The organism is Pseudomonadales bacterium, from assembly GCA_024234615.1.
Classification (GTDB): Bacteria; Pseudomonadota; Gammaproteobacteria; order Pseudomonadales; family IMCC2047; genus JAJFKB01.
In genome coordinates, this window is record JACKNY010000003.1 from 259215 (window position 1) to 278630 (window position 19416).

Sequence of the window (19416 nt, forward strand, 5' to 3'; positions counted from 1 at the left end):
TCAGGCTTTTTCGATGTGAACAGCTTGAACGTTAGTGTATTCCTCTAAACCGATTTGACCAAATTCAACACCCAGCCCCGAATCTTTCACACCACCGAAGGGCACGTGTGGTTTAACCAACGCATGGCCATTAATCCACACCGAACCACATTCCATACGAGCCGCAATTGCTTTAGCTTTATCGATATCATTCGACCAAACTGAACCGCCGAGACCATTGGGGTTATTGTTAGAACGCTCGATAACCTCATCGATATCCGAATACTTAATAATAGGTAGAATCGGCCCAAACTGCTCTTCATCAACCAGACGACAACCATCGGTTACGTCTGCCACCAAGGTTAACGGGTAGAAGTATCCTGGTCCCGACATCGCTTCGCCGCCTACCAGGAAGCGCCCACCATCAGCTCTGGCCGCATCAGCCAACTCACGCACAATATCCAGCTGGGCGCGGTTTTGTACGGGCCCAAAATCAACCCCATCGTCCATACCGTTGCCCATTTTAACATTTTCCGCAAATTGCGTTAGCGCCGCACACATGTCATCGTAGATGCTTTCATGAACGTAGAGACGCTTGAGCGCCGCGCAAGTCTGCCCCGAATTAATAAACGATGTGGCAAATATTTTGGGGGCGATGGCATTGACATCAACATCTGGGAGGACGATACCCGCATCATTTCCGCCCAGCTCCAAAGTTACCTTTTTCAGCGTATCCGCCGCGCTCTTCATAATACCTTTGCCGGTCGGGGTCGAGCCGGTGAATACAATCTTTTGAATACCCGGATGGCTGGTGATCAAGCGCCCTAAACCGCCTTCACCAGTAACGATATTTAGCACGCCTGCTGGCAGCACTTCATTTGCCAACTCAACGAATCTAATGGTGGATAACGGGGTCATGGATGACGGCTTAATCACGACGGTATTGCCCGTCATGATGGCGGGAATCACATGCCAAATGCCGATCATTAGCGGCCAATTCCAAGGCGTAATGGAGCCCACGACACCCAAAGGTTTACGGTGCAATTCAACCCGGCATTCATCATCATCCTGCAAAATGGCCACCGGCAAGTCTAAAGTCGTGGTATAACGACACCAAGCCACACAACCACCCACTTCAAAGCCAGAACCCAGCCCAGCAAACCCTTGCAAGGGTTTACCTTGTTCCTGTGTAATGAGCGCGGCCAACTCGTCAAAATGAGCCTCGATTTTATCCGCAACCTCATTAATTTTTTGCTTGCGGGTTGCCATATCAACCTTACTCCAGGTCTTAAACGCCTTTTGTGCGGCGACAACAGCCTGATCCAAATGTTCTTGCTTGGCCACTGGACACTGGGCAACCAATGCTTCTGTCGCTGGGTTTAACACATCGAAGTAGTCTTGGGTATCAACCTTCTTACCATCAATAATTAACGAATACTGAGCCATATCATATCCTCATTTAGGCGCTTTTAACGCTCTGCCTGTTCTATAAAAAATTGTCGAAAACTGCTTACCAACCTAATCTAACCTTAGGGTTCGCTAGGCCTTTTATAGTCACCTTGATTAGATCACCCCTTGGTGATGACCTCCTTGACACCCTGATAGCAATCCAGGGTAGCAAGTAGAACAAATTCCCTCAATCTTTTCTTGCTCTACAGGGAAGTCAGGATTGTATTAGAGAGAAGTTCTTGAAGGATCCTCATTCAGCATCGAACAAAAAATGGAAAGACAAACCAAACTCTGAAATTCACACTCTATTCAACCCCACCCTTAATTGTTATAGAATAGGCGCTTTTTGATTGTCACCAGTCACTCCTCTTTAAGTGCAAACTAAGCCTTTTCAAACCGCAGGTTAACCGACATTATCACTATGCTAAGGGTTAAAACTACACGATGTTTTGCAGTGTTTATTCTCTTCTTTACCCATTTTTCCTTTGCCGAGCCATCAATAGAACTGCAAGACAAGCAGGTGATTAATCGCTCAACCTTTGTGGTTGGAAAGGTCAGCAGCAACTTTAGAAAACACCGTAAAATGCTGGCTCCGATGGCAGCATATCTCGCTAAAAACATGTCCGACTTAGGCATTCAATCAGGCGCAGTACTGCTCGCCAAAAATAATGAGGAAATGATCCAATTCCTGAAGCAGGGCAAGGTTGACTTGGTAACTGAAACCCCTTTTTCCGCAATGCTCTATACTTTAGAAGCACCCGCTGAACCTATTGTACGAAAATGGAAGAAAGGGGTTCCCACCTATTACTCTATCATCTTTGCTCGCAATGACAGCGGCATTAACCAACTTTCCGATTTACCTGGAAAAACGTTGGCATTTGAAGATCCCGGCTCAACCAGCGCATACATGCTACCGTTAGCAACGTTATTGCGTCAGGGGTATACATTAGTCGCAAAAGAATCTAAAAACTTCATAGTACCGGATGACATGATTGGCTATATCTTCAGCGGCGCTGAACAACACACCTCTCAGCTCGTGATTCGCGGTGTTGCCGACGCTGGTGCCATTAGCAATTTGGACTGGGACAAACCGGATCATATCCCTATCGCCCACAAACGCAACTATCACATTATTCACCGTTCCAGCGCTATCCCACGCGCCATCGAAGTCATTCGAAGTGATCTAGACGCTAATATTAAAGCCCGCACCAAAGCACTCTTGCTCAATGCACACAATGATCCACAGGCATCGCGCGCACTCAAGCGTTATCAAAAAACCAAACGCTTTGACGAGCTAGACGAAGAAACGCTGATACGCCTGGAAGAAATAAAGAAATTTTCTTATCTGTTCAGTACACCAAATTAACCAGCCTTTAGCTGAGCCGGCATTTTATCTAAACTGCTTTTAAGACGTCGTTAATTACCTAAAATCAACAATAAGACAACCCCGTTGTCCTCTCCTGAAGTTATTTGACTTAAACCAACTTGATTCATGATAATGGGAGCTCGCGTGCAGTTATAAGCTCTTCAGCAAAAAAACAATTAATATCAAATCGTTAAAGGCGAACCGAAAGTTTAGAGAGGCTTTATGACTGGAAAAAAAGCCAGCCCCGACAGCGTTCATCCGACAAAAACGGACCGACGCAGCTTCAATACCTGGGAAACCTTTACATCAATGGCGCGAGTCGGTATCTCGTTGCCACTGCTATTTACCCCGCAACTTGTCAGCCTGGGCACGGAACTCACTCGTATCATCTCCGGAAAATCAACCTTACAGCCGGGGCTAAATGATTATCGCTTTAAAGACCCCGCCTGGGAAACCAACCCCATCTATAAGGCGTCAATGCAAACCTACCTTGCCTGGTGTGGCTACCTACAAGGGTTGATCGACGAAACCCCGCTCAGCGAAGATGAAAAACTCCAGGCAAAAACCGCTATCGAACGGCTTACCCATTCGCTTTCTCCTAGCCATCCGGGAGCTAGTTTAGATGCCGTTCAGCACACGATCAAAGCACGCGGCGCCAGTCTGGTTCACGGACTTAATCGCATGACGAGTGATGTGCTGGGACTCGAAGAACCCGTAATCTCCTCGGTGTCAAGCAAACTAACCATTGGCAAGGATATCGCGATCACCGCAGGCTCAGTTGTTTTTCGCAACGAGCTGCTCGAATTAATTCAATATAAAACTGTCTCCGCCAAGGTGTATCGCGAACCCATTTTGTTAATTTCATCACCCATCAACAAGTTCTATATCTATGATCTATATCCGCATAACAGCCTAACCCATTATCTGGTTGAAGCCGGGTTCCAAGTCTTTACTTTAAGTTGGCGCAACCCCAGCCAGAAACACAAGCATTGGAATCTAGAGTCTTATATTGAGTCACTCCTGGATGCTACCGAAACTGTCCATGCCATCTCGGGAAATACAAAACTCCATTTATTTGGCTACTCCGCAGGAGGCATATTCGCAGCGTTACTAAGCAGCATCCTCGCACAACGCGATGGCATCGAAGCAACCACAGCAAGTTTTGTTGTTACTAATTTTTATACGCAGACACGCGCGCAGGTGGGTATTGCCATCAGTCAACAAATGCTACTGGCGGCTAAAACTCTACTCAAACTAAGAGGCATTTTGGAGGGTAAGGAATTAGCACGTATGTTTGCCTGGTTACGACCCAATTGTTTGCTCTGGAATGCCTGGACTTGTAATTATTTTGCAGGGGAGGATCAGCCTACCGCTGATGTTCGCTACTGGAATACCGATATACCACGCATACCCAACTCACTATTCTGTGATTTTCTTGATCTCTATAGCGACGATTATCTGCTGCAACCAGGCCACCTTACTTTGTGTGGCTATCCTGTCGACTTGTCATTGATAACTGGTGATAAATACTTTGTCGCTGGCTCCAGTGACCACATCACGCCCTGGGAATACTGTTACCAAAGCAGCTTAAAGTTGAGTGGTCAACGCGAGTTTGTGCTGGTAAATCGTGGCCATATGCGCTCTCTCATTTGTCCCGAAGGCAGTAAAGCCGCCCGTTTTTATACCAATACTCGAGCTGATGAAAATTACAGTGACTGGCTATCGGAGGCCACCCAACATCAAGGCTCCTGGTGGTCACACTGGATTGATTGGCTACAACAACGGAGTACAAATACAAAAAATAACTTACATAAACTTGGCAACACCGAATTTCCACCTTTGGCTCCCGCGCCCGGCAAATACGTCATCGAGTGACTTTATCTCACTATGGAATGGCGGGGGGAGTCGTCGGCTTCCGCACGAAAAAGCCACACTACCCCAACCGCAAGTCCTACTTACTGATTAGCCTAATGCCTCTTTGGCTGGGACATAATCATAATCAAGCGCATCACTCACTGCTCGATAGGTAACTTTACCCTGATGTACATTCAGGCCATTCATTAAATGTGGGTCATCCAACAGTGCTTGCTTGTAACCTTTGTTTGCCAAGGCCAGAGCGAAAGGCAGGGTTGCATTATTCAATGCCATCGTCGATGTACGAGCGACACCACCGGGCATATTCGCCACACAATAATGGATAATATCGTCCACGACATAGGTCGGCGACTGATGGGTGGTCGCTTTCGACGTTTCAAAGCAGCCACCTTGATCGATAGCCACATCGCAAACCACCGAGCCAGGTCGCATATTCGCCAGATGTTCTTTACGTAACAACTTGGGTGCCGCAGCACCAGGAATGAGTACCGCACCGATCACTAAATCTGCACTGGCTGAATAATAATCAATAGCGTCAACTGTGGAGTAAACCGTTTTAATTTGATTACCAAACAAATCATCCAGCTCACGCAAGCGAGGTGTTGAGCGATCCAAAATTATCACATCGGCACGCATGCCCACCGCCATTTGTGCAGCATTGGTGCCAACTACGCCGCCACCGATAATAAGCACTTTCCCTGGAGCAACGCCAGGCACACCACCCAAGAGCACACCCGAACCACCCTGGGCTTTCTCCAGATGATGCGCCCCGGCCTGAATCGACATACGCCCCGCCACTTCGCTCATCGGTGCTAACAGCGGTAATCCACCACGTGCATCTGTCACCGTTTCATAGGCAACACAAGTCGCGCCGGAAGCCACCAACAACTCTGTCTGCTGAGGATCTGGCGCTAAATGCAAATAAGTATAGAGCAACTGCCCTTCTCGTAGCATTTTGCACTCGTTGGGCTGCGGTTCTTTAACCTTAATGATCATCTCAGCCTGCGCGAATATTTGCTCCGCCGACTCCTCAACTCTCGCTCCAGCGGCAATATATTGGTCATCGGTAAAACCAATAGAGGCGCCTGCATTTCGCTCCACCACCACCACATGGCCATGCGCCGCCAACTCCCGTACAGAACTTGGCGCTAAACCAACACGATACTCATGATTTTTTATTTCTTTTGGCACACCAATCAACATTTTTTACCCCCTAATAGATTAGATTTTATATTTAGAATATGTGGCTATTATATTGATAATAATCTAGTGTTTTTTCTTTATTTAATGAATAAAATAGTCGTTTCAACTACTATTTTTAAAAAAACAGTAATTCCAACTATTTAAACCACCCGTATGAAACCCTCTGCCGCACAATTAAACCGAATTGACCGACACATTCTCCGCATTCTGCAACAGGAAGGACGCACCTCCTACGCCGAACTCGCACGTCAAGTCGGTTTGACCACAACGCCCTGCATAGAGCGGGTTAAACGTCTGGAAAGAGAGGGCTATATCAAGGGTTACACCGCCATCCTAACGCCCGAGTTCCTAGACGCCGGACTAATTGTATTTGTACAGATTCGACTCGCCCGCACCTCTCCCGAAACCTTTGAGGATTTTAAGCACGCGGTGATTAACTTGCCGGAAGTACAAGAATGTTATTTGGTGTCCGGTAATTTTGACTACCTGCTGAAAGCTCGGGTTGCCAATATGGCTGCCTATAGAGAGTTTCTCGGCGAGACACTGCTAACGGTGCCGGGTGTGAACGAGTCTACCAGTATCGTGGTAATGGAGGCGGTCAAAGAGACCTTGACCATTCCTATCTCTTATCAATAACCCAAGAGCCGGACAGCATGATTTATGACTACATCATTATTGGCGGCGGTATTATTGGACTAGCCACGGCCTGGCAACTACAGCAGCAACAACCGCAACCCTCAATTCTACTGTTGGAAAAAGAGTCCGATTTCGCCCAACACCAAACCGGTCGCAATAGCGGGGTTATCCATGCTGGTGTCTACTATGCTCCGGGTAGTTTGAAAGCGCGTTTTTGCCGTGAAGGTCTCGCCGCCACGTTGACATTTTGTCATCGCTACAACATACCTTATCAGCAATGTGGAAAGCTTTTGGTTGCAACTAATAAGCTTGAAGCACAGCGCATGGCAGCATTGCGCGAACGCTGCGAGCAAAACCAGATCAGCGTCACGGCATTAAGCCAAAACCAACTCAAGGATAGAGAACCGGCAATAAACGGTATTGGCGCCCTTTATGTGGAAACAACAGGGATCGTTGATTACTTAGCGGTGTCTCGACGGATGGCTAGAGAATTTAGCACTGCTGGCGGCAAGTATTTACTAGAGCACGAAGTTGTTGGCTTATCTGAGTCCAGCGAGGAAGTGTTAGTAAACACTAAGCATGACACATTTCGCTGTCGCTTTTTAATCACTTGCGCAGGTTTGATGGCGGATCGCATGGCGCGACTACTTAGCATTCCGATTGATTTCCAGATCATTCCCTTTCGTGGTGAGTACTATCAACTTCCTGCTCGGCTCAACGGGCTGATCAAGCATCTGGTCTACCCAATTCCTGATCCCGCCTTACCCTTCCTTGGGGTGCACTTGACCCGCATGATCGATGGCTCAATCACGGTTGGCCCTAACGCGCTGCTGGGCTGGAAGCGCGAAGGCTACGGCAAATTTAACCTGAATATAAAAGACAGCTATGAAATGCTTAGCTTTCCTGGTTTTTGGGCTAGTATGAAGCAGCAATTCATACCCGGTTTAGTGGAGCTCAAAAATGCCTGGTTCAAGTCAAGCTACCTGAAACAGGTGCAGAAATATTGTCCTCAAATCCAAACAGACGACTTACTACCTCATGCCACCGGAATCCGTGCGCAGGCAGTTTTAAAAGACGGCTCGATGGTACAGGATTTTTTATTTGCTGAGTCGCACAGGTCTTTGCATGTGTGCAATGCACCTTCTCCGGCTGCAACGTCCGCCATCCCCATCGGCAACTATATCTGTGAAAAAATTCGTTTAAAGCACGATAAATTAAGCCGGCGTTGAATGCACAGTGTGCTATTTATCATCTCCGCGAACATGAATTATGCCCGTCATTTCGGGATGAGGACCACAGCGGTAAGGGAAACTACCTGCTCTCTCAAAGGTTCGCTCAAACACTTCGTCAGGCCAGAAATACTCACCATCCTTTTCATCTAGCGCCTCAAAATAAACACTATGGTACTGGCGTTTTTCCTTATTTACCCAGCGGACTGTGTCGCCTTTATTAATTGTCAGCTCTTGAGGGATGTACTGTTTTTTAAAAATTTCCACCTCAACTGTATCGGCCTGAGCAAGATTGGCTAGAATCAGCATAATAACCAAAAATAGGTGTTTATTATTGAGTACAGCGCAGAGATATTGCCCCATCATTTTGTCTACCTTTATCAGTGATTTAATCACGAATATCGATACCACCTATGCTAACATTTTGTTTCGGTGACTTTAAATCCCCGCAATTTTGCGGGGAACCCCCCGAACGTTTATCGCTCAACCGCGTTAACCTCAACCTCAGCATTATCAAACGCCAACTTATAGCCCAATGAAACATGGTGATAACGCGCATTACTGTAATCATCGTGGATAGCAAAACCAAAATTGTAGACCTGATCCAGCGCTAAACTAATATCATCCGGCCGGTCAGACTTGAGTGGTCGTTTGATTTCAACGACCCACTGACCATTCTGATTAATGGCATTAAACTCGCCGATGGAATTTTCGTGCATGACTCGATCTGCCAAGATCGCACCATCTTCCACTTTGTCTTCTCCGGCTTTATAGCGAATGATGTCCATGTAATGTCCTGCACTGAATTCCGCCTTGATTTCATCTTCGGTTTTGCGCTGATCCCAACCACCCAAGGGCTTGTCGTTGCGGCCACGAATCTCAATATCCGTTCGGCTTTCAGTGAGATACTTCGTCACATCCTGACCCTGCGGTGCATATGGCATACTGTTGAGATCGGCATGACAGGTGCCCCAGCAACCAGCTCTATCAGCATATTCCACATCATCCGTAGCCAGCATGACGGCCAATTTCATAGCATTTTTACTATCCATCTTGCCACCCTCCACGAAGGGTACCGGCGCATGCTCGGTATCGGCCCACTGAAATCGCAAATACAGGTTTTCCTTATCGTGCATTGCTTGTACTACCACCGGAATACTTCCTCGCTTGCCGGGTATCACCTGAGACTCAAGCTTTTCACCGGAAACTATTTTCTGTCCTATGTCCGCCGTTTCTTCATCATGGCAATCAACACAACGATCACCCTTTTTGAAGGAACGAGCGCCGCCGTGCCTACGGCCTAACACCCACTCCATCGAGGCCTCGCCCGGATAAAACACAGTAACATTACGCACCGGGGCAGGACTCCAATCAAGTGATGAGGTGCTGACTGGTGCTGCGCCAACAATATCCGCCACGACTGAAGTTGCCTGCGCGATAGCGACATCTTCAGCAAAGTTTGTTGCAGCCGGTTGTTCATTTGACTCTTTCGCCGCCGCCTGCTCTTCCAAAAACTTAACCCACTGCGGTGGTAACGGAATTGCACGGTCAGGTTTTGGTGCCGTTAACTTATCCAGCTCTTCATCTGCTAACTGATCATGAACCGCTTTGTGCGCAATACCTTTATGGCAATCGATACAGGTATTACCGGCCTGCATCGCATTCATGTGCTGTTTACGCGCCCGAGGTTTCTGAGTTTCCGGGGTCATGGTGTTATAGTCGTGGCAGTTACGGCACTCTCGTGAATTGGTATCCTTCATGTCATGCCAAACATTTTTAGCCAGTTTTAGGCGCTTAGCATCAAATTTTTCTGGCGTATTAATACTGCCTAAGGCTTTATGCAGCAATTCATTGGAAGCTTTGATTTTACGTACGAATTTGTAGACCCAAGGATCCGGCACGTGGCAATCTGAACAGGTTGCACGCACACCGCTACGGTTAGTGTAGTGGATCGTCTTGGTGTACTCTTGATAGACATTTTCTTCCATCTCATGGCAGCTGATACAGAAACCAAGCGTATTGGTCGCCTCCATCGCCGTGTTAAAACCACCCCAGAAGATAACGCCTGCCAACATGAATATCAGAGCGGTACCAATTGTAGTGCCTAATATCAGCTTATTGGAAAGCCAGCTTTTTAATTTGTTTGTTATTCCCATCACAGGGACTCCCCAGGAAAGAAGAAAATAATGGATCTGTCGTCAGGTTAAAAAGGCGAGATGGGTTCCCCCACCTCGCCTGCGTAACATTCACCTCATAACAAGTTAGGTTACGTGGTTAGTACGGTTGTAAACATTAAACTTACCCGTTGGTGTAGTTAGGCCTTTGATGCGTTTTTTCTCTTTAAGAGTTTTGGCATCGTAGACAACAATTTCACCTGAGGCATTTTTGTTGTCCTTACGGTTCCAGACAGAGACCCAAACTTCACTACCGTCTTTGCTGTATTCCATATGAACGGCTACTTTACCTTCGTCTTTAGTCACGCGGATTGTTTTCACAATTTTACGTGTCTTTTTGTCGAAAACCTGCACACTTTGCTGAATTTCCGGCTCTGGGTGTAAAGTCTGATCCGCCCAAACATACTGAGAGGTCGGGTGGGTTCGAATAAACACCCCAGGCCCTTCAGTTTCGACTTCGTAGCACAGCTTCCAAGCTTGATCTTTATGCTTGGCTGGGTCATTGCCCCAAACAGAGACTAGACCAACACCTAGGTGAGTAGTACCCGCAACTGGGCCGCATTTCGGATCATTCCAGTTCGCACCAGGGCCAGGGTGTGGCTTGGCGTCTGTATCAATCATAGCTTCAAGCTTACGTTCTTTGGTATCAACGACAACCATTTTATCGGACGCATTTGCCGCAATTTGGAAGTAACGCCCGGTTGGATCAAAGAAGCCGTCGTGCAAGAACTTGGCTGAATTGATCTGCTCTATGCGCAGATTATCCAGATCAGAGTAATCCACCTGCCACATTTGACCCAGCTCTTTTACCGCGACTAGGAACGTGGGTTCATTTGGAGTTGTGTAGATTGCCGCTACTCGTGCTTCGTTAACATAGTTACCATCAACATCGATACCGCGCGTCGAAACAACTTTCAACGGCTCCATGGTTTTGGCATCCAAAATAACGAAGTGAGGCGGCCAGTAACCACCACCAATCACGTATTTTCCATCGCCAGATACAGCTACGTCACGCGCATCGTAGGCCATTTGCGTTTCTGCCACCAACATACTGCCGGGCTTCTGCCACAAATCAATTTTGGTCATCTTGCCATCGCGGCCCTGGGTGTACCAGAAACGACCAGCAATTCCACCATCAACGATTTTCTCTTTGTTATGGTGTTCAGAGGCTTTAATTACGTGTACCGCATAGCCGGTATCAATGTGGTCAATCACTTCATGGGTATCGCCATCGATAACGGCAACTTTACCCGCATCGCGTTCGATAACGACAAAAAAGTTTTCCCAATTACGTCCGTGCAAAGGTTTAGTCGGGTAGTCTTTAGGATCAATATAAACCTTGTGACGCTCTTTCATTAATGAAAGTGGCATTTCCGGCGGGATAGGTGGTTCGATCTGAATGTACTTAGCCAACAAATCAATTTCAGCTTTACTGAAAGTGTCATCGAAGTTGTTCATACCGCCTTCGGTACCCAACTCGATAATACGACTAAGACGTTGCGTACCTTTTTCTAGGGTGTCTTTCGGTAACAGACTTTTACCAGTGGCACCTTTACGCAGCACACCATGACAACCAGCACAGCGTTGAAAGTACATTGATTTAGCTTTTTCAAATTCTGCGGGAGTTAAGGTCGGTGCGGCATTGGTCGCAGCCTGCACAGCACTCCCCAAACCTAAACCTAGCGTTAATGCTAGTGTTGATAGGGCTAGTCTAGAGCGTTTCATTGATGATCTCCTTTGGTTTTGTAGAAATCGGTTCTCACTATCCCTTTTTACCCCAGGTGAATTTAGCGAAAACCTGTTCTTCTTAATTATCTTTGCTCTCTTCAGAGTCGAATAACTGACTACAACTATAGTGACTAGCACATAGAGCAATTTGATCGAGATCAATAGTTATTGGCGAAAAAGTATGTCAAAAAACGACAAATACCACTTAGGAGGTAACTCGAAAAATACAGAATATTTATTTAAAAACAGAGAGTTATATTTTGAACGAAGAAATATAAAGAGACGCACACGCACCCGAGTTTATTGGGGGTATTTTATCAACTTACAGCAATTTGATTATCAAAATGACGCTAAAAATTAACTTTTAGCCTTCAATCTAGAGCCTATTTCCCAGTTCGGAGAGACCAACCTGGAGCCCTGACACTACATTCTATCCATCACTTCGATACCCAGCAGGTTGAGTCCGGTATGCAGCGTCCTTTCCGCCAACTGACACAATCGCAAACGACTCTCGCGTATTTCTGCTGCGATACCCTGCTTAAGAATTGGGCAGTTTTCATAAAAACCCATGGTGTCACTGGCCAGTTCGTAAAGATAGCCACAAAGTTGATGCGGAGTACATTCCAAAGCAACTTGCTCAATCGTTTCAGAAAACTGTAGTAATTTTAACGCCAGCTGCACTTCACTCGGCTCAATGAGTTGGATTACCCGTTGCGTCGCCTCAGCATCGATCTCCGCTTTACGGAAAATGCTTTGAATACGCGTATAGGCATATTGCAAATAGGGCGCAGTATTGCCCTCAAAACTCAGCATGCTATCCCAATTAAACACGTAATCACTGGTGCGATGCTTAGATAAATCGGCATATTTCACCGCGCCAATACCAACCTTTGCAGCGATCTCTGCACGCTCCTGAGCGCTTAATTCATGGTTTTTACTCGCCACTAATTGATCTGCCCTTGTGACTGCTTCATCCAACAATTCAGCCAATTTGACAGTGCCGCCACTACGTGTTTTAAACGGCTTACCATCTGTTCCCATCATGGTGCCAAAAGCAAGATGCTCAAGAGAAACTTCTTCGCCAACCCAACCCGCCTTACGGGCTATGGTATAAACCTGTTGCAGGTGGAGTGATTGTCTGGCATCAACGAAATAAAGCACTCGGTCTGCCTTTAACTGATCATTACGATAGCGTAATGCTGCCAAATCTGAAGTAGCGTAGAGATAACCGCCATCGGATTTTTGTACTATAACCGGTGACGGTTTGCCCTCTTTATCGGCAAACTCATCGAGAAAAACTACCTGTGCACCTTGATCGGTTACCGCCAAACCCTTTGCTTTTAGTTCAGCTACCACGTGCGGCAGATCTTCGTTATAGGCGCTCTCTGGCATGATATGCTCATGCGATAAGGTCACCTTCAACTTTTTATAGATCGCTTCGCTATGAGCAATGGAGACATCGATAAATTTCTGCCACAACTTTAAGCAGTGTGCATCTCCCGCCTGTAACTTTACCACATACTCACGAGCACGATTGGCAAACGTGACATCTTCATCGAAGCGAATTTTGGCTTCCCGATAAAAAGTCTCTAAATCTTCCAGCGCGACTTCAGCCAATGCCTGTTCCGCCGACAATCGATCTTCTAAGTGCGCAATCAACATACCAAATTGGGTACCCCAATCACCCATGTGGTTCTGCCGAATCACTTTGTCGCCCATAAACTCAAGTACACGGACTACCGCGTCACCAATAATAGTGCCGCGCAAATGTCCAACGTGCATTTCCTTGGCCAAATTCGGTGCCGAATAATCTACAACTACCGTTGCAGGGGCAGCATGACGGGCAACTCCTAAATGCGAATTCTGTAATGATTCTTCACACTGTCTCGCCAACCAATCTGGCGATAAATGGATATTAATAAACCCCGGCCCGGCAATTTCAATTTTTTCCGCAACATCCGTCAAGTACAGTTGCTTGACGATGGCCTCTGCCAATTCTCTCGGGTTAGTTTTCATTTGTTTTGCCGCAGGTAAAGCGCCATTAGCCTGATAGTGACCAAATTCAGGACGCGTACTTTGCGTTAGTAGAACGGCGTTTTCTGCTGCAAGCCCGGCGGCATCCATTGCCTGCTTAACCTGATTCGATAGATATTGTCTTATATTCATGTGCTGAATTTGAACCAATTACTTGAAAACCAAATGAACCCGAAGGGGGCGGCGTAGTATAGCCGAAGCCGATGATTTATTAAACGAAGCCTTGCACAGAGCATGCGTCTTTCCCAAGCATTTGATATATTGCCAAGAACAAGTGATTAAAGAGATTCCGCGCACAATGAAAAAAGAAGCTTACCGGGTGATCTTTAAAGGCGAATTAGCGTCAGATGCTGAACCTAACCAAGTCAAGATCGGCATGGCCAAGCTGTTTAAGCTAAACCCAGCACTACCCGACCACTTAGCTAAATTACGGCGGATGTTTTCAGGTAGAAACATCGTGATAAAAGATAACCTCACGAAAGCCGAAGCCGAAAAGTACCAGCAGGCCATTTCACTGGTCGGTGGTGTCAGCCAAATTGAATTGACCCCTGAGGCCGATCAGCGCAAAGATCAGCGCCGCAAACAGAGCGAAAGACGTGCGGTACGCCGAACTTCCTCCATCCTCCCGGATAGAAGAAAAAACACCGGACGTAGGCAAACAGACCCAAACAACGAATAGAGCGCCTTACATTTCAATTAATAGTTTTTACTTCCGGATAAAGCTTATTTAATGGTATTGACAGCCCGTTATCACCAACGATTCTGGCATGACATCTACGCAGCAAACGCGGCTCTTTTACACCACAGGAATGGGCGATCATCTCAACTTCATGCATCATGTTGAGCGCATAGTGCTTTACCCGCTCCGACTTATCCATTGGATCAAGCCCCCGCTGTAGTCGCTTATCATGGGTGGTAATCCCGGTGGGGCAAGTATTTTTATTACACTGCATCGCCTGAATACAACCCAGTGCGAACATAAAACCACGGGCAGAGGTGACAAAATCTGCACCAATACTCAGCGCCCAGGCAACCCCAGAAGGAGTAATTAATTTGCCCGCAGCAACTACCTTCACCCGCTCACGTAAATGGTATTCCTGAAGCTTATCCACTAACATGGGCAGGCTTTCCTTCAAAGGCAGCCCCATATAATCAATCAAACTTTGTGGCGCGGCACCAGAACCACCATCAGCACTATCTAGCGCGATAAAATCAGGTGCGCAGGCAACGCCTCTTTTGGCGATAACGGTAAAGAGCTCATCCAGCTCCTGTGCCGAACTGAGAACGGCCTTTATACCAACCGGTTTTCCGCTGATTTGCCGAATATGGTTGATCAGGTCAATAAGACTATCCGGATCATCAACCTCAGGGTGTCGGTTCGGACTGATGGAGTCTTGTGCTATCGTAATCCCGCGAATTTCAGCAACCTCTTTCGTCACTTTCGCCGCTGGTAAAATTCCGCCTTTGCCGGGTTTCGCCCCTTGACTCATTTTAATTTCAAACATTTTAATGCGATCATTCAGCGCCAGCTCGCGTAGTTTATCCTCATTAAGTTTTCCGTCCGGCGTTCGCACGCCATACTTAGCGGTACCCACTTGGAATACGAGATCAGCCCCTCCCTCTAAGTGATAAGGTGAGAGACCTCCTTCACCAGTATTCATCCAACACCGCGCCATGCGTGCGCCCTTGGACAAGGCCAGTACCGCCGGTTTGGAAATAGCACCAAAAGACATGCCAGAGATATTATAAAAGGAAGTGGCACGATAGGGCATACGGCAGCCTTCGCCAATGATGACGGCCTGTGGTGTCGCTGCTTCCTCCTCCAACGTCGGGTAACTAGAATTAGTAAAAAGTACTGTCCCAGGAATATTGAGATTGCGCGTGGAGCCAAATGCGACCGTGGTATCGAGGTTTTTCGCTGCCCGGTATGCCCATGAGCGCTCCGCTCTGTTAAAGGGCATTTCTTCGCGATCCAAAGCAAAAAAGTACTGCCGGAAAAATCCTCCTAAGTGCTCAAACATATAACGGAATCGGCCGACCACCGGATAATTATGCCGAATCGCATGCTTAGTTTGGCTGCGATCAATGATGTACATAAATAATATGCACAACAGACCCAGGAGTATTAACGCTAGAAAAATTCCGGCAAAAATACCCATCGCATTGGCAATCACATTCAGTCCTTCCGTCATACCCGTACCCCTACTCTAATCAATATTTCGCCGTACAATCAAAACTCTAAGCAAAGACGTTATAGTCAAAAGGTATTTTAATGCCGGTCAATTAAAGCATATTTCAAGGCTAATTCGCAGAAGGGTCTGGGATTTGATCGAAGAAATAAAAAAGGCGCTTACACCCTAGAGCGTAAGCGCCTTATGTAAATGATAAAACCTATCGTCCAGTAGCCCGCAGGTTTTGCACCGTGAACTTACTGACGGGGTTCAGCTCAGGATCGACCTGACCTTTGAACTGACCGGTAGTGCAGTGGTTCGCCTGCACATCGATCATCGCAAAAGAGTCATCAATCGACACCCCGGTGCCCTTGTTCTTGGCTAAATGATGATCCGGGTGCGCCTGCCCAAGAAACCAAGTCTTCCACAGCTTACCGGCACGGTCATAAATGTTGGCGCGCGGAATCGTGTAGGTCTGGGCATCCATAAAGAATACCCGCTTGCTGATCGGGTGATTGGAATCCACCGGGGCAGCTTCGACCTCATACACCTTACGCAGCTGCCAGGTGATGTTGGGATAACAACCCCCTTTGCCGGCAAAGGCCACCACTTGATACCCCTCATCGTCCTGGTGTGTGTCGGGGTCGAGGGTGAGGTCATTGTGGTTGTAGAAGGGCATCATGATGTTACGGGTGCCTTTGTAGGTCCAGGCCATGTCGGAGACACGGTTGTTATAGCCCTCAAAGTCTTCAATCATCAGGTCAGAGCCCAGGAAGGAGTCCGTCACCTGACCAGTGGCCAGACGGCGTACGCGGCGCTGGAAGCCCAGATACAACCAGGAATTATCGCGCTTCTGATCATCTTCGGCGCGCTGAATCAACAGCTGGGTGTTCTTCACGTCAAAGGGTTCAAGTACCTGCACATAGATAGCACGGAATAACTCTGACGGGTTCGGGGTTATGTCCGGGATCGGGGGTTGGTTAACCCGGTGTTTGAAGTTGAGGAAGTGGAAGTTGAACTTGATGGTACGTTCAACGTTGCCGCTGTCCATGTTGCGGTACTTCCAGTAGAACGGGTAGATGGCGGCGTTATCACCCCAGTTATAACCGTACTTGTAGTTCCAGGCCAGCTTTTCACCAGCGCGCGGGTCGTTCATATCCGGCTCTTCCGGAAAGGGACGGCCAGCCACGAAGTTGTTGATCTGGCCCACTTCAGCACCCAGGGACACTTTGTTGAGGTTATCACGGGTGGCCTGTACATAGTTGGGGTGCAGGTCAAAGGAGGTGGTGGCGCCGACTTGCATGTCCATCCAGCCGTTCTGAATCTGTTTAAACAGTTCCGGATCAATAATGGATTCGAACTGGCCCACATTACCACTATTAATGGTCATGCCAGTACTCAGCCCGTTAAAGCTGGGCACACCGCTCTTATAGGGGTAAAAGGAGTTTTCAACATCTTCGGCGGTCGCCGCGTGCGTCATTCCAGCGGCCAAGCTACCACTGAGCGCCAGGCCGATCATCAGTTTTTTTATCGTCATAACAGTTCTACCTTTTTATCAGTTAAGGTCGTAAATCGATGCCCTCGCCTTAGAAGCGATAACGCACCGTCAGCTGTATTTCGTCTTCTTTCTCGGCCATACCGATCGGACCGGAGCGGAAACGTCCCAACGGCTCAAAGCCAGAAAGACCCGCCGAACCGGAAGTAAACCCAACACCATGCTCAGGTACTGGGCCTGAAGTAAAGGGTGGGAAGGGGTTACACAGACGGCAGTCATCGAACTGCTCATCTTCACCGCCGGTTTTGTAGTTGGCGCCCAGAATCAACTGCCAGTTATCACTGATCAGCCAGTCGATGGAAGGGGCTACCACGGTAGCGCCCGCTCTAAAATCATGCGCCATGATGATTTGCGGACTGAGGCGGTCATTCATCCACCAGCCTTTGACTAAGAAAGTCGCGATATGATTGACTTCCCAGTCTGGCATGCCCACGGTACCTAGAGTAGCGCTAGCCGTTTCATGATCGAGAATGTGCTGACCAAAGATTTGCGCGGAGAACAGGAAGGCGCGGGTCTTGTTGAGCGGACGGATAAAGATGTTCTTATCCGCACCAATCACAAAACGCACCACGTCTGATTCGGAGAACAGACGACGCTCTAAGGTGTTGGCAAACTCTTCACCTTCGGTGTAAGCCACTTCAACCCGGAACACCGTATCGATCGCTTGTGAGTAGTAGTCAATCGAACCACCGAGCAGGTTCACGCGTGGGAATACCATATCAAAGGCAATCAGGTAATCGCGTACCGCTGCTGCTCCGCCCGCAAAAGGGTCAACCACTGGAATGTGGCCCGCCCGTAGCGAAGGTAACTGAGAGCGGTAGGTCAAGGCATTCAAGGACCAACCGAAGTCACCAATCACCCCTTCCACCTTAAAGCCAACCTGGGTATTGCTTAGGCTCCAGGAGGGCAGGTCGACATCACGAATACCAATGGTGTGTGGGCCAAAGTTGGTGGCCAAGCTACCATTAGCAAAATTAGCTACGGTGCCGCCATTTTCCCATAGATTATTCATGCCGCGAAAGAAACAACCGGCATCGAGAATCACGTAGGCTGAGCCACACTGACCCAGGTTGTTAGGACGGAACTTATCGAAGTTCCAGATCAGCTGGATATTGAAGTCATCAAAGGGACCGGTAGCGCCGAAGCGAAAGTCCGACTTCATCATCCACATCGGGATACGAATATCTTCCAGTTCGTCGTAGATATTATGACGAGAATAGTCCACCGGGTTGAGTACGTCCAAGACGCGGAATAAATCCGTACGGCCCCAGATCACCTGCTGCTTACCGACCCGGAAGTTAACCTCATTACCACCACTCATGGGTAGGCTGAAGTCAATATAGAGCTCTCGCAGCCAGTCACCACGATCACTAAAGATCTCCGGCGCTGCCAGTTCTTCCTTATCAAAGTCCAGGTAGTCGTCAAGACAACCCCGGCTGTCTTTATCGCAGGGGCGTACCGGTACGCCGAAGGAAACACCATCGCCATGATCGCGCAAATGATCACCCAAGGAGATCATACCTTCATTGGGGTTGTTGGTATAAACATCAACGAAGGTGTTATTAGGAAGCATGCCGCCACCAAGGACATTGTTGACTGCCCAGTACCCCACATTGGCTCCTCCAGCGGGCCCGATACCCAAGCCGTTAACCGGCACTACCGGCGCAGGACCGGCTACGGAGTTCACCGTTGCCGCCCCACCCGCACGATTACCGAAGTCATCTTCATTCAGATCGTATACCGCATCATAGCTCAGGCGTAACACCCCATTGATGCTGACATTACGGAACGGTCCGACATCCCCAATAAACTTCAGCCCCTCCAGTTGTGCCCCAAAACGCGATTTAGATATCCCCACGTCCTTACGGTGGTAAGTGGCATTCTCGGCAAAACCGCTCCACTCCACATCCTCCGCCAGTACACCGCCACTTTGGATCCCCGCAGCGAACGTGACCGCCGCCGTGATTAGGCCCAGTTTCCCGGACAGTTGCTTACCTTTCATAGTCTTCTCCTTCAT

General features: G+C 48.0%; 14 protein-coding genes. 5 read left to right on the top strand and 9 right to left on the bottom strand.

The features are described 5' to 3' along the window. Entirely contained in the window at window positions 1–1425 is a 1425-nt protein-coding gene (locus tag H6995_13915; GenBank protein MCP5216095.1) for an aldehyde dehydrogenase family protein, read from the bottom strand. A gap of 424 nt (window positions 1426–1849) precedes the next feature. Here H6995_13915 and H6995_13920 point away from each other — a divergent pair, with 424 nt between their 5' ends. Then, window positions 1850–2794 carry a phosphate/phosphite/phosphonate ABC transporter substrate-binding protein gene (locus tag H6995_13920; protein ID MCP5216096.1) on the top strand — a complete coding sequence of 315 codons (945 nt, stop codon included), beginning with the start codon at window positions 1850–1852 and terminating at the stop codon, window positions 2792–2794. 222 nt (window positions 2795–3016) lie between these two features. Beyond that, complete coding sequence (locus tag H6995_13925) at window positions 3017–4669, top strand: alpha/beta fold hydrolase (protein MCP5216097.1); 1653 nt, start codon at window positions 3017–3019, stop codon at window positions 4667–4669. Between the two features lie 87 nt (window positions 4670–4756). On the opposite strand, the gene ald is transcribed toward H6995_13925, so the two are convergent. Next, a complete protein-coding gene (ald, locus tag H6995_13930) occupies window positions 4757–5872 on the bottom strand; it encodes an alanine dehydrogenase (protein ID MCP5216098.1) in 1116 nt (371 codons plus the stop codon). Between the two features lie 153 nt (window positions 5873–6025). Between ald and H6995_13935 the strand changes: the two genes are divergently transcribed. Beyond that, complete coding sequence (locus H6995_13935) at window positions 6026–6508, top strand: Lrp/AsnC ligand binding domain-containing protein (GenBank protein ID MCP5216099.1); 483 nt, start codon at window positions 6026–6028, stop codon at window positions 6506–6508. A gap of 17 nt (window positions 6509–6525) precedes the next feature. After that, a complete protein-coding gene (gene lhgO, locus H6995_13940; GenBank protein MCP5216100.1) occupies window positions 6526–7737 on the top strand; it encodes an L-2-hydroxyglutarate oxidase in 1212 nt (403 codons plus the stop codon). Window positions 7738–7749: 12 nt separating this feature from the next. Here lhgO and H6995_13945 read toward each other — a convergent pair whose 3' ends face one another. The 4 genes from H6995_13945 to argS form a co-directional block, all read right to left on the bottom strand. After that, window positions 7750–8133 carry a cupredoxin domain-containing protein gene (locus tag H6995_13945; GenBank protein MCP5216101.1) on the bottom strand — a complete coding sequence of 128 codons (384 nt, stop codon included), beginning with the start codon at window positions 8131–8133 and terminating at the stop codon, window positions 7750–7752. Window positions 8134–8213: 80 nt separating this feature from the next. Next, window positions 8214–9893 carry a NapC/NirT family cytochrome c gene (locus H6995_13950; GenBank protein ID MCP5216102.1) on the bottom strand — a complete coding sequence of 560 codons (1680 nt, stop codon included), beginning with the start codon at window positions 9891–9893 and terminating at the stop codon, window positions 8214–8216. A 105-nt stretch (window positions 9894–9998) separates the two neighbouring features. Then, a complete protein-coding gene (locus H6995_13955; protein ID MCP5216103.1) occupies window positions 9999–11636 on the bottom strand; it encodes a c-type cytochrome in 1638 nt (545 codons plus the stop codon). A gap of 426 nt (window positions 11637–12062) precedes the next feature. After that, window positions 12063–13805 (bottom strand): arginine--tRNA ligase, encoded by a 1743-nt coding sequence (gene argS, locus H6995_13960; protein ID MCP5216104.1) that lies wholly within the window; start codon window positions 13803–13805, stop codon window positions 12063–12065. Between the two features lie 166 nt (window positions 13806–13971). Here argS and H6995_13965 point away from each other — a divergent pair, with 166 nt between their 5' ends. After that, a complete protein-coding gene (locus tag H6995_13965; protein MCP5216105.1) occupies window positions 13972–14352 on the top strand; it encodes a hypothetical protein in 381 nt (126 codons plus the stop codon). A 13-nt stretch (window positions 14353–14365) separates the two neighbouring features. On the opposite strand, the gene H6995_13970 is transcribed toward H6995_13965, so the two are convergent. The 3 genes from H6995_13970 to H6995_13980 form a co-directional block, all read right to left on the bottom strand. After that, a complete protein-coding gene (locus H6995_13970) occupies window positions 14366–15865 on the bottom strand; it encodes an FMN-binding glutamate synthase family protein (protein ID MCP5216106.1) in 1500 nt (499 codons plus the stop codon). A gap of 199 nt (window positions 15866–16064) precedes the next feature. Further along, window positions 16065–17381, bottom strand: coding sequence for a DUF1329 domain-containing protein (locus tag H6995_13975; GenBank protein ID MCP5216107.1), 1317 nt, complete (start codon window positions 17379–17381; stop codon window positions 16065–16067). 49 nt (window positions 17382–17430) lie between these two features. Beyond that, entirely contained in the window at window positions 17431–19416 is a 1986-nt protein-coding gene (locus H6995_13980; protein MCP5216108.1) for a DUF1302 domain-containing protein, read from the bottom strand.